The sequence below is a fragment of the Bacillus sp. FSL L8-0152 genome, assembly GCF_038006365.1.
Lineage (GTDB): Bacteria > Bacillota > Bacilli > Bacillales > Bacillaceae_G > Bacillus_A > Bacillus_A cereus.
In genome coordinates, this window is sequence record NZ_JBBOVB010000001.1 from 631,666 (window position 1) to 643,700 (window position 12,035).

Consider the following 12,035-nt stretch of genomic DNA (forward strand, 5'->3'; position numbering starts at 1 on the left):
ATACGTAATGTAACTACATTCTTTTGTTATGAAGAGAAGAAATGTAATAATAAATAGAATTGAACTATTTGATGGAAGGTGAGAGCATGCGATTACTTGTAGTAGAAGATAATGCCTCGTTATTAGAGTCTATCGTACAAATTTTGCGTGATGAATTTGAAGTAGATACGGCAATAAATGGAGAAGATGGATTGTTTTTAGCGCTTCAAAATATATATGATGCAATTTTGCTGGATGTGATGATGCCAGGAATGGACGGATTTGAAGTAATTCAAAAAATACGTGATGAAAAGATTGAAACACCAGTCCTGTTTTTGACAGCGAGAGATTCTTTAGAAGATCGGGTGAAGGGATTGGATTTTGGTGGAGATGACTATATAGTTAAGCCATTCCAGGCCCCTGAATTAAAAGCGAGAATTCGCGCTTTACTACGCAGAAGTGGTAGTTTAACAACCCAGCAAACGATTCGTTATAAAGGGATTGAATTGTTCGGAAAAGATAAAGACGTTCAAGTAGATGGACAAAGTATTAAGTTGACATTGAAACAATATGAGCTACTAGAGTATCTCATTCAAAATAGCGGGAAGATTTTAATGCGTGAACAAATTTTTGATCGTGTTTGGGGATTTGATTCAGATACGACAGTAGCCATTGTGGAAGTGTATGTGCATCATTTGCGTAAAAAATTAGAACCATTCGGTTATCAGAAAGATATTCAAACCGTTCGAGGTATTGGATATATATTAAAAGAACAATGAAAAAGGGAAGTATGTTTCAAAAGACACGCATTCGTTTGACTATAGTGAATTCATTAGTATTTATCCTATTAATAGGTATATTAGGTAGTATTATTTATTCATACACATATAAGCGTATTTATAATGAAGTGGATCAATCTATAAAAATGATGGCTCAGTATAGAGAAAAATTAGATGTTAAAATACCACCAAGAAAACGTATGGAGAATATCCAAATTGGAGATCCGCGAGTAACTAGAATAACTTGGAATGGGAAAATAGTGAAAATAGAGGGCGATAACCGTAAATTCCGTTCTATTTTTGAAGAGAATTTGGAAAAGTTTTCTCCGGAAAAAATAGGGGAGTTACAAGATATCAAAGTACAAGGACGATATTTTAGAGCATTTTCGCTTCAAAAAGATGGAGAAATAGTTCAAATCGTGCGAGATATAACAGCGGAAGAAGGAATGTTAAATACTTTATTTTTAATTCTTATTATAGGTTGTAGCATAGGAAGTTTATGTGCAATAGGAATCGGCTTTTTCTTAGCTGGTAGGGCACTCGTACCTATTCAAAATTCATGGGAGAAACAGCAGCAATTCGTTTCTGATGCATCACATGAACTCAGGACACCACTTGCAGTTATTCAATCAAAAACGGATGTTTTATTCCAGTCACCATCCGCTACGATAGAAGAAAAAGCGATGGATATTTCTACAATTTCAAAAGAATGTAGGCGGTTATCGAAACTCGTTAGTAATTTATTATTGCTAGCACGTTCTGATTCTAATCAAATTGAGATGGATAAGAAAACATTTGAACTTGATAAATTGTTAGGAGAAATAGTAGCTCCATATAAGGAGATTGCTTCTTATCAAGAAAAAGAAATGATGTTAAAAGTAGAACGTGGTGTATCTTTTATGGGGGATAGAGAGCGGATTCATCAAATGATGGTCATACTGTTAGATAATGCGATGAAGTATACAAACGAAGGTGGGCATATTCAAATCGATTGCACGCAAACGAGTAGTTCAATTCGTATACATGTGAAAGATGACGGGATAGGAGTGAAAGAAGAAGATATTCCGAAATTATTTGATCGTTTTTATCAAGGGGATAAAGCAAGAAGTACGTCAGAAGGAGCTGGATTAGGTCTTTCAATCGCAAATTGGATTGTAGAAAAGCATTATGGAAAAATATCAGTAGAGAGCAAATGGGGAGATGGAACTTGCTTTGAAGTGATTTTCCCTAAAAATCAAAAAATATAAGTAAGAAGACGATCTTGTTTTTACAAGGTCGTCTTTTTTAAGGGAAAGTTAAGAAACTATTTATATTATGTATGGCATAAAGAAAGTTCGTTACATGAAGAAGAGACTAGGTGTATGTGAGTGAGTTTTATCAATCATAATGTTATCTCAAGCAGCGATGAGATGTATGTATAGTATTAAAAAAACTAGGGGAATGATGGGAAAGAAAGTATAAGAGGGAGGAATTAATTTTGAAAAAGAAAATGATGACGGTATTCACTATTGGAGTAATGAGTTTAAGTATATTAGGGGGTGCCTCTCCTTCTGAAACACAAAAAGGAAAGACAGATTACACACAGCGCAGTAAAGAACAATTGAACAATGGTAAGATACATGCAGTGCATACAGAAGAAAAAGCAGAGAAACTAGGTATTGAAACGGAAGGAAAAGAACAAATTACACTAGAAAAAGAAATTCATGAAACAGAAGTAGGAAGGGAAGCAGAGCAGTTAGGCATATCGATTGAAGGAAAAGATGTTGGGACGCTGTCAGAAGAAATCTATGAAACAAAAGTAAAGCAAGAAGCGTTAAAGCTAGGTATATCTATAGAGAATACATCAATTGTAGATTTAATTACTCAAATTAATGCGATTAAAATTAAAGATGAAGCAGATAAATTAGGTATTTCGACAGATGGACAAGAAATCGAAGACATCGCGGAAGAAATCTACGGAAAGAAAGTAAGAGAAGAAGCAGGAAAGTTAGATATTTCTCAAAAAGGAAAAGAAATTGAAGAGTTAGCACAAGAAGTGTACGAACAAAAAGTACAGGAAGAAGCAAAAAAATATCATATTGATTTGTATGGTAAAGATATATATCAAATATTAAGAGAAATTAATGAACAAATGGTGCTACAAATGGCAGATGAGCTTAATATGGATAAAATGAATATGAATATTCAAGAGTTAGCGGAAAAGATAAAAAAAGATCAGCCTGAAAAAGGAAAAGAACTAAATTTTGTACCGATGATACGAACGGATGCTGACGCATTTTATTCTTATTTAACGAATTAATAAGGGCGTGAAAGCGATAAGAAAATTGAAGTGGTATATATGTACAGCTTTACTAGGTACAGCAATATGGAGTGTATATACAAATGGAATTCCAAAGTATGTAGAGAAGTTAACATTCTCAAATATACAAAGAGGAAAAGAAACGGAGTTTAGTAATAACGATGAAAAAGTCATCTTATCAAATGTTCCATTAATTCAGCAGTTACCAGAATTGGATAGAGGCTGTGAAGTGACAAGCTTAGCGATGATGTTACAATACGCTGGTGTTTCAGTGGATAAGATGACATTAGCAAATGAAATAAAAAAAGTTGATTTTATAGACGATGGTGTGCGCGGGAATCCAAATGAAGGATTTGTAGGTAATATTTATACATTCTCTGAATCAGGATACGGTGTATATCATGGGCCACTTTTTCAGTTAGCGGAAAAATATTTACCTAATAAAGCTGTAGACTTAACAGGGAAGAATATAGAAGAAATTTATAAGAGTGTAAAAGCAGGGAAACCTGTAGTCATGATCACGAATGCAACATTTGCACCATTAGATGAAGATGAATTTACTACATGGGAAACAAATAGTGGAGATGTTTCTATTACGTATAATGAACATTGTGTTGTACTTATTGGGTATGATCAGGAATCTGTATATATTCGAGATCCACTTGAGGATAGCTTAGATGTAAAAGTACCGAGAGAAACCTTTGAACAGGCATGGGTACAAATGGGAAGTCAGGCAATTAGTTATGTAAAGAGCGCTAAATAAATTAGGAAGAAGATTTTTAGTAATATGACTATAAGGTGAAGGATAAAACATTTGAGGATTATAAGAGAAGTTTTATAGAGTAGAAGCTGTTAAGAAATAAGAGAACTTTAGCATATATAATGCTAAAGTTCTCTTGTTTTTATGATTAAAATACTTATAGGGAGTAAATATGTAAAAATGCATAATTGAAGAAAAAATTACATTTTATCATTATATATTGTTTTATATATGTTAATTGTATAAAATGACACAAGTATCCACATTACATAAAGGAGGCTTATTATGCAAAAAGTATTTAACTGGGTTAAATGTATGAGTATCAATAAAAAATTAATCATTTCATTTTTTATTATTTTAACTATACCAGGAATTATTATCGGTGGTGTTTCATATCAAACTGCCAAAACAAATTTTGAACATCAAATGACAGATAAGGCAAAGGAGAATATTTCGATTTTAAATACTGTTATTTCTCAAAATATAGAAGAGAAATTTGTTGATGCGACGTACTTTGCAGACATCTTAACAGAGGATACATATCCAAATGGACAAGAAGAAATAGTAAGAACGAAGTTGGCACAATATATAAAGATTCATCCAGAAGTAGAAGGTATTTATATTGGAACAGAGACGGGAAAGTTTATAAGAGAACCATTTATTCAAATGGCTGATGGGTATAATCCAACAGATAGATCTTGGTATAAAGAAGCACATGAAAATAAAGGGAAAGTAATTGTTACTGCGCCATATCAGTCAGCATCTACAAAAAATATGGTAGTGACAATTGCGAAAGAAGTAAAAGATGGTAAAGGTGTTATAGGAATTAATTTAAACTTAGATAACATCTTAAAAATTTCCAAAATGATTAACATTGGTGAAAAAGGTTATGCAGTTATTTTAGATCAAAATAAGCAAATTGTTAGTCATCCATCTAGAAAACCAGGTACAAAAGTTACTGATCCTTGGATTAAACCAATTTATGAAGATAAACAAGGAAATGTGTCTTATACAGAACAAGATGATAAAAAGAATTTAATCTTTGCAACAAATGAGAAAACAGGCTGGAAAGTAGTTGGCGTTATGTTCGATGAAGAAATTACCCAAGCTGCAAATCCAGTGTTTTATAAGACTTTAATTGTTATTGCTATCGCTATTGTATTTGGTAGTGTATTAATTTATTTCATTACAAAGTCTATTACAAGGCCATTACGAAAAATAGCTGAATCGGCACATAAAATTAGTAAGGGAGATTTAACAGAGAAAATTACAATCCATTCCAAAGATGATATAGGGAAACTAGGGAATTCATTTAATGAAATGTCTACGTCTTTACAAGATGTTATTACCCAAATTAGCTTTTCAGCAGAACATGTTGCAGCATCGGCAGAAGAGTTAACAGCGAGCGTACAGCAAGCGAATGATGCGACAGATCAAATTACAATTGCAATGGAGCAAGTATCAGGTGGGGCTGAATCACAAAGCCAAGGTGTTGAAGAAGGTGCGGCTACATTACAACAAGTAAATACAGCAATTCAAGATGTAACTGGAAGCGCAGAGTCAATTTCTATTTCCTCATTACATGCGCGAGAAAGAGCTGAAGAGGGAGAAGATTTAGTTGAACAAACCGCAAAACAAATGCAGTCTATTTCTAGGTCGGTATCCGAGTCAGATGCTATTATTAAACTTCTTGATGAGAAATCAAAGCAGGTAGGAGCTATTTCTGAAGCAATTCAAAATATCGCTACTCAAACGAACTTATTAGCTTTAAATGCGGCTATTGAAGCAGCAAGAGCAGGTGAACAGGGACGAGGATTTGCTATTGTAGCAGATGAGGTTAGAAAATTAGCAGAGCAATCAGGAGAGTCATCTGGAGAGATTGCAAATTTAATTGCAGAAATTAAGGCGGATATTGAACATACTGTTAAGGCAATGGATAATGTGAATGGAGAAGTTCAACAAGGCCTTGATGTTGTAACAAAAACGAAAGTAAGTTTTACGGAAATTTTAAGTTCTACTACACATATTGTTTCTCAAGTTAATCAAATGGTAGAAACAACGAAGAGAATTGCGGGAGATGCAAATGAAGTGACAAATGCTATTGATGAAATTGCAGCGGCTGCAGAAGAAAATACAGCTAGTATGCAAAGTGTTGCAGCTTCAACAGAAGAACAAGTTAATTCAATGGAAGAAATTAGTTCTGCTTCGCAAAACTTAGCTGGGATGGCAGAAGAATTACAAGCGATGACTAGTAAATTTAAAGTATAATAACAGCAGATAAGTAAGGTGAAAATAATATCACCTTACTTATTTTTCTATTCAGCAATTAGGGGAGTCATTAACGGGATGAAAAAAAGAAAAAGACTATGGAATTTATGGAAAACGATTACATTGTTAGTTTGTACAGTTGTGATTTTTTCTTTACTTGTGACAGATATATTAATTAGTCACAATGTAGAACGGACAACGGAGGATAACCAAGCAGAGAAAGCAAAAACAATTGCACACATTGTGGCGAATGATTCGATTGTAATCGATGGCTTGATTGGGAAAGCAGATACTTCTGCAATCCAAACGTATACAAATAGGATATTAAAAAACACAGGTGTTCAATTTATTGTAGTTATGGACATGAATGGAATAAGAAAATCACATCCAAATCCTCAAAAAATAGGTCATCATTTTATTGGGGGAGATGAAGGGCCTGCATTGAAAGGAAAGGAACATGTATCACTGGCAGAAGGAACTTTAGGTATTTCAATGCGAGTGTTTGTACCTGTATTTTCTGAAACGGGTGAACAGCTTGGAGCGGTGGCGGTCGGTATTTCAGCAGATAATGTAAAAGAGAGAGTTAAGGAAAGTAGATATATCATTTATATTGGAGTTGGAGTTGGAGTATTAGTCGGAATTATAGGAGCGATATTGCTAGCTAGACATATAAAGAAAAGCTTATTCGGTCTTGAACCTCACAGGATAGCAAAAATTCTTGAAGAAAGAAATACGATGCTACAATCTGTAAAGGAAGGTATTATTGCTGTAGATAAAGAGGCTAGAGTAACGCTAATTAATAATGAAGCGAAACGTCTATTTAAAAAAAGCGGACTTGAAGAAGATTTTATCGGTAAAGATGTTGAGTTGTATATGCCGAATTCACGTATAAAAGAAGTATTGCAAACGGGAGAAGTACAATTAAACGAAGAACAAAATATTTATGGAATTACGATTGTGACGAATCGAGTTCCTTTATATGTAAAAGGAGAAATAGTTGGCGCAATTGCAACATTTCGTGATAAAACAGAGATTCGAAAACTAGCAGAGGAACTAACTGGTATTAGACTATATGCAGAAGCATTACGGGCACAATCTCATGAGTTTATGAATAAGATGCATGTCGTATTAGGGCTTACACATATGAAACAGTATGAAGAATTACAGAAGTATATAAGCGGTATGGTATCAGAGCATCAATATGAAATTGGTGGAGTTATGAAAAGAATAAAAAATCCAGTATTTGCTGGTTTTTTACTAGGTAAGCTCAGCTATGCTAGAGAGAAGAATATCAAATTAATTATAAGTGAAGATTCTCATATGCCGGAAATAGATGATGAAAGTATTACTCATGAACTTATTACGATTGTGGGAAATTTAATTGATAATGCGTTAGAGGCAGTGACGAATTGTGAAAAGAAGCAAGTTGAAGTTGAGATACAATATGGGGATATATTAACTATTACAGTACAAGATACGGGAAAAGGTATACAAGAAAAAGAAATAGAGGCATTATTTACGAAAGGTTATTCAACAAAGGGAGATAACCGCGGTTATGGTTTGTATCTTGTAAAAGAAAGTATACAGCGAATAAATGGGGAAATTGATATACATTCATTAGTAGGAAAGGGAACAACGATAACAATTGAAATACCTAAAGGTAGGGATGAGAGGCAAATATGATTAAAGTTTTAATTGTAGAAGATGACCCGATGGTAGCAATGTTAAATACGCATTATTTAGAGCAAGTAGGAGGGTTTGAACTTGTTCAAGCAGTTAACTCAGTAAAGTCGGCGATAGAAGTATTAGAGAAATCACGAGTGGATTTAGTATTACTTGATATTTTTATGCCTGAAGAGACTGGGTTTGAGCTTTTAATGTATATTCGGAATCAAGAAAAAGAAATCGATATTATAATGATTTCAGCTGTACATGATATGGGGAGTATTAAAAAAGCATTACAATACGGAGTTGTAGATTATTTAATTAAACCATTTACATTCGAACGATTTAAAGAGGCATTAACTATATATCGAGAAAAACTTACTTTCATGAAAGAACAACAAAAGCTTAGTCAATCGGAATTAGATTCGTTAATTTTACAAAAAGAAAAAAGAGAGCCTACTGTCACTAAAGAGCTTCCGAAAGGATTAACGAAGCAAACGTTGCAATTAATTTGGCAGAAGATCGAGTCGTTGAATGGACGAGCGTTTACAACAGATGAAATGGCACAATTAGTTGGAATTTCAAGAGTTTCTATTCGGAAATATGTAATGTTTCTGACTGACATTGGGGTGTTAGAAAACGAAATGATGTACCAACATGTGGGAAGACCTGTAAGTAAATTAAGATGTGTTAATCAAAAGAAAATAGAGTTTTACGTATAAGCGACTTAGTATAAGTCGCTTATACTTTTTTTAATTACAAAATCAATTACAAAACTTACAAAAACTATTTTTACTATTGAAAGCGTTTTAATATTGTTATTAAGAAAACGAGGGGGTGCCATATGGGAATTCAAAAGAATGTGGAAGCGGTATCATTTTCTGAAGGAAATGAAGTACAAAGAGAATCTTTCGCTTCTAAAATTATGAATGTAAAAATCGGTGTTATACCTTTACCGTTATATGTAGTATTGGCTGCTATTATTTATGGGGCATCTGTATATAATAAATTGCCAGCAGATATGATTGGTGGATTTGCAGTTATTATGATCATGGGGATTTTCTTAGGCGATATTGGGATGAGAATTCCAATTTTAAAAAATATCGGCGGTCCAGCAATACTTTCGTTATTTATTCCATCATTACTTGTATTTTTTAACTGGATGAATCCAGCTTCAATGGAAGCTGCGACTATGTTAATGAAAAAATCGAACTTTTTATATTTATATATTTCTTGTTTAGTAGTCGGAAGTATTTTAGGAATGAACCGTAAAGTGTTAGTACAAGGTTTCGTTCGCATGTTTATTCCTTTAGTAGTAGGGACGTTAGCTTCTGTAGCAGTAGGGTTATTGGTCGGTTCATTATTTGGATTTGAAATGAAGCACACATTCTTCTTTATCATCGTACCAATTGTAAGTGGTGGTATCGGGGAAGGGATTTTACCATTGTCGCTAGCTTATAGTGATATTTTAAATGAATCGTCAGCAACGTTTGTATCACAGCTTATTCCAGCAGCTATTATTGGAAATATGTTCGCAATTGTAAGTGCAGGGTATATGAAGCGTTTAGGTGAGAAGAAACCGGAGCTTAGTGGTAACGGTGTATTAGTGAAAACAGACAATCAAGCAGAATTATTAAAAGAACAAAATACAGAGAAGCCAATTGACTTCTCATTAATGGGAGCAGGTTTATTAATTGCGTGTACGTTCTTCATCTTCGGAGGATTTGCTTCTAAGTTCATCGGTATTCCTGGGGCAATCATTATGATTTTTTCAGCAGCACTTGTGAAATACTTTAAATTAATGCCAGCAAAAATGGAGCAAGGAGCATTCCATTTATATAAATTTATTTCGAAGAATTTAACTTGGCCTTTAATGGTTGGATTAGGATTGCTATATATTCCATTAAAAGACGTAGCAGCAGTTCTTTCAGTAGGATATGTTGTTGTGTGCGCATCGGTTGTTCTTACAATGGTAGCATCAGGTTTTATTGTAGGGAAAGTGATGAAGATGTATCCAGTTGAATCGGCGATTGTAACTGGATGTCATAGCGGTTTAGGTGGAACTGGAGATGTTGCTATTTTATCAGCTTCAAATCGTATGGAATTAATGCCGTTCGCGCAAATTTCTACTCGTTTAGGCGGAGCGGCAATGGTTGTAACAGCGACAATATTATTAAAAATGTTTTCATGATCAAACAAGCTAGCTATATTCATATAGCTAGCTTGTCAAATTAAGGGGAGATTATAAGTATGTTAGCAAATCAAATTAATGAAAGATCATTGTTATTGCATAAAGAATTAGTAGGGAAAATTGAAATTACAAGTAAAGTGGAAGTAAATTCAGCGGATGATTTAAGCCTGACGTATACACCAGGTGTAGCGGAGTCTTGTAAAGCAATTGCGGCAGATGAAGAAACGGTGTATGACTATACAGCACGTGGTAATATGGTGGCAGTTGTTTCAGATGGAACAGCGGTACTTGGTTTAGGAAACATTGGACCGAAAGCGGCTATGCCTGTTATGGAAGGAAAAAGTATTTTATTTAAGAAATTTGCGAATGTAGATGCTTTCCCATTATGTTTAGGCACAACGGATGTAGATGAAATCGTTACCCTTGTAAAAAATTTAGAGCCTACATTTGCAGGGATTAATTTAGAAGATATTGCAGCACCACGTTGTTTTGAAATTGAAAAACGATTAAAAGAAGAGACGAATATTCCTGTATTCCATGATGATCAACATGGAACAGCTATTGTCGTTTTAGCAGCTGTTATTAATGCATTAAAAGTTGTTAGCAAACAAATGGATAATGTGAAAATCGTTATTAACGGTGCGGGTTCGGCAGGAATTGCAATTGGAAAATTATTATTAAAGGCTGGTGCAAAGCACATTACGCTAGTTAGCCTAGAAGGTATTGTTTGTGAAGGTGAAACATGGATGAACGAAGCACAAATTGAAGTTTCAAAAAAGACAAATCGTGAACATGTGCGTGGAACGTTAAAAGAAGCGATTCACCAAGCTGATATTTTTATTGGCGTATCTGCTCCTAACGTATTAACGAAAGAACTTGTACAGACGATGAATGAGAAAGCAATTGTGTTTGCAATGGCGAATCCAATTCCAGAAATCTTCCCTGAGGATGCATTAGAGGCTGGGGCAGCTGTAGTAGGAACTGGGCGCTCGGATTATGCGAATCAAGTAAATAATGTATTGGCGTTTCCCGGAATATTCCGCGGTGCGTTAGATGTGCGCGCAACTGATATTACAGAAGAGATGAAATTAGCGGCAGCATATGGGATCGCTAACATCATTACTGACGAAGAACGTAATGCGAATTATGTAATCCCGAATCCATTAGATAAAAGAGTTGTTCCAAGTGTTGCAGAAGCAGTAGCGAAAGCAGCTATTGATTCGGGCGTGGCGCAAATTACGAAAATACCAAGTTATTAATAGCTAAAAGCAGTGCCTAAAAGGCACTGCTTTTTTGAGATAAGAAATCAAAATAATGAAGAAGTGTAGAATTATTTATGTTTCTTCACTATTTATTTAATTCCATTGCAACTTGTTTACCATTCACTAAAACCTCAGTTACTGCTACGATTACTTCTATCATTTTTTTCATCTCTCATCTCTCCTCGTTTCATTTCTTACTTTAAGTATAAGAGAAGAGAGATAATTCAACTATCGAAGTACATGCCGTAGAAATTACATTGTTGTAAGAAAGTGGTTTATTTTTGTCACTTTACTCAGCAGTGATTACAAACTGATCATAATATTTTTCATTCACATATATATTTAATAACCATAATCCAGATGAAGGTAGTGACATAGTGAGAGGGAGTTCATTTGCAGTAGAATCGATTGTATTTGAAGTGGTCCAAGTTTGTTTGGAAGTTTCTTTTTGAAAGAGTACTGGTGTCGGAGTTACAGATCCTTGTTTTAGCGCAATAATAGACAATTTTCCAGTTGGTATTTCAGAATCTAGAAAGTACCACATTATTTCATTTTGTTCATTCGCGATAATAGGACTATCAGCCATTGCGATTTTTCCTTCGATGCCTTTTAAAGGTATTTTTCCGTCTATGAATGAGGGGGCTTCTTCCCAATTTACATCTTTTAAAACACTAAGATGAAAGAAGGAAGGTGCGTTCACTTGATTGGATGACGTTGCGACAGCTTCAGTTTTAGATGCTTTTGAATCAGGTTGTGCTGGTGTGCATCCAGTGATGAGGAAGGAGAGAAGTAGCATAGTTCCGATTTTTTTCATGGTGCCACACTCCTAGTT

General features: G+C 34.4%; 10 protein-coding genes and 1 pseudogene. 10 read left to right on the top strand and 1 reads right to left on the bottom strand.

What is annotated here, in order from left to right; translation table 11 throughout:
• Positions 1–86: 86 nt before the first annotated feature.
• The 10 genes and pseudogenes from MHH27_RS03305 to MHH27_RS03345 all read left to right on the top strand — a co-directional run bounded on the left by MHH27_RS03305 (position 87) and on the right by MHH27_RS03345 (position 11,200).
• On the top strand, positions 87–758 hold the full coding sequence (locus tag MHH27_RS03305; protein ID WP_001238623.1) for a response regulator transcription factor: 672 nt from the start codon (positions 87–89) through the stop codon (positions 756–758).
• Complete coding sequence (locus MHH27_RS03310; protein ID WP_340941623.1) at positions 755–2,005, top strand: sensor histidine kinase; 1,251 nt, start codon at positions 755–757, stop codon at positions 2,003–2,005. The genes MHH27_RS03305 and MHH27_RS03310 overlap by 4 nt, the downstream gene beginning before the upstream one ends.
• Positions 2,006–2,235: 230 nt before the next feature.
• Positions 2,236–3,057, top strand: a complete 822-nt coding sequence (locus tag MHH27_RS03315) for a hypothetical protein (protein ID WP_000728588.1) — start codon at positions 2,236–2,238, stop codon at positions 3,055–3,057.
• A gap of 7 nt (positions 3,058–3,064) precedes the next feature.
• Positions 3,065–3,820: a C39 family peptidase gene (locus MHH27_RS03320; RefSeq protein WP_086387701.1), complete on the top strand. Its 756-nt coding sequence runs from the start codon at positions 3,065–3,067 to the stop codon at positions 3,818–3,820.
• Between the two features lie 423 nt (positions 3,821–4,243).
• A pseudogene (locus MHH27_RS31965) lies at positions 4,244–5,146 on the top strand (HAMP domain-containing protein); the annotation flags it as partial.
• Positions 5,147–5,266: 120 nt separating this feature from the next.
• Positions 5,267–6,085, top strand: a complete 819-nt coding sequence (locus MHH27_RS31970; protein WP_434166820.1) for a methyl-accepting chemotaxis protein — start codon at positions 5,267–5,269, stop codon at positions 6,083–6,085.
• 78 nt (positions 6,086–6,163) lie between these two features.
• Positions 6,164–7,768: a sensor histidine kinase gene (locus MHH27_RS03330; protein ID WP_065229735.1), complete on the top strand. Its 1,605-nt coding sequence runs from the start codon at positions 6,164–6,166 to the stop codon at positions 7,766–7,768.
• Positions 7,765–8,472: a response regulator gene (locus MHH27_RS03335; protein WP_000598688.1), complete on the top strand. Its 708-nt coding sequence runs from the start codon at positions 7,765–7,767 to the stop codon at positions 8,470–8,472. Before MHH27_RS03330 ends, MHH27_RS03335 begins: the two co-directional genes overlap by 4 nt.
• Before the next feature lie 122 nt (positions 8,473–8,594).
• Positions 8,595–9,941 carry a 2-hydroxycarboxylate transporter family protein gene (locus MHH27_RS03340; protein WP_000512721.1) on the top strand — a complete coding sequence of 449 codons (1,347 nt, stop codon included), beginning with the start codon at positions 8,595–8,597 and terminating at the stop codon, positions 9,939–9,941.
• Between the two features lie 59 nt (positions 9,942–10,000).
• Positions 10,001–11,200 (top strand): NAD(P)-dependent malic enzyme, encoded by a 1,200-nt coding sequence (locus MHH27_RS03345; protein ID WP_000880781.1) that lies wholly within the window; start codon positions 10,001–10,003, stop codon positions 11,198–11,200.
• A gap of 292 nt (positions 11,201–11,492) precedes the next feature.
• On the opposite strand, the gene MHH27_RS03350 is transcribed toward MHH27_RS03345, so the two are convergent.
• Complete coding sequence (locus tag MHH27_RS03350) at positions 11,493–12,017, bottom strand: DUF4871 domain-containing protein (protein ID WP_000719680.1); 525 nt, start codon at positions 12,015–12,017, stop codon at positions 11,493–11,495.
• Positions 12,018–12,035 lie beyond the last annotated feature (18 nt).

Coding starts and splice junctions, on each gene's coding strand:
- MHH27_RS03350 (WP_000719680.1), bottom strand. CDS start 12,017: ATGAAAAAAATCGGAACTATGCTACTTCTCTCCTTCCTCATCACTGGA.
- MHH27_RS03345 (WP_000880781.1), top strand. CDS start 10,001: ATGTTAGCAAATCAAATTAATGAAAGATCATTGTTATTGCATAAAGAA.
- MHH27_RS03330 (WP_065229735.1), top strand. CDS start 6,164: ATGAAAAAAAGAAAAAGACTATGGAATTTATGGAAAACGATTACATTG.
- MHH27_RS03335 (WP_000598688.1), top strand. CDS start 7,765: ATGATTAAAGTTTTAATTGTAGAAGATGACCCGATGGTAGCAATGTTA.
- MHH27_RS03310 (WP_340941623.1), top strand. CDS start 755: ATGAAAAAGGGAAGTATGTTTCAAAAGACACGCATTCGTTTGACTATA.
- MHH27_RS31970 (WP_434166820.1), top strand. CDS start 5,267: ATGGAGCAAGTATCAGGTGGGGCTGAATCACAAAGCCAAGGTGTTGAA.
- MHH27_RS03305 (WP_001238623.1), top strand. CDS start 87: ATGCGATTACTTGTAGTAGAAGATAATGCCTCGTTATTAGAGTCTATC.
- MHH27_RS03340 (WP_000512721.1), top strand. CDS start 8,595: ATGGGAATTCAAAAGAATGTGGAAGCGGTATCATTTTCTGAAGGAAAT.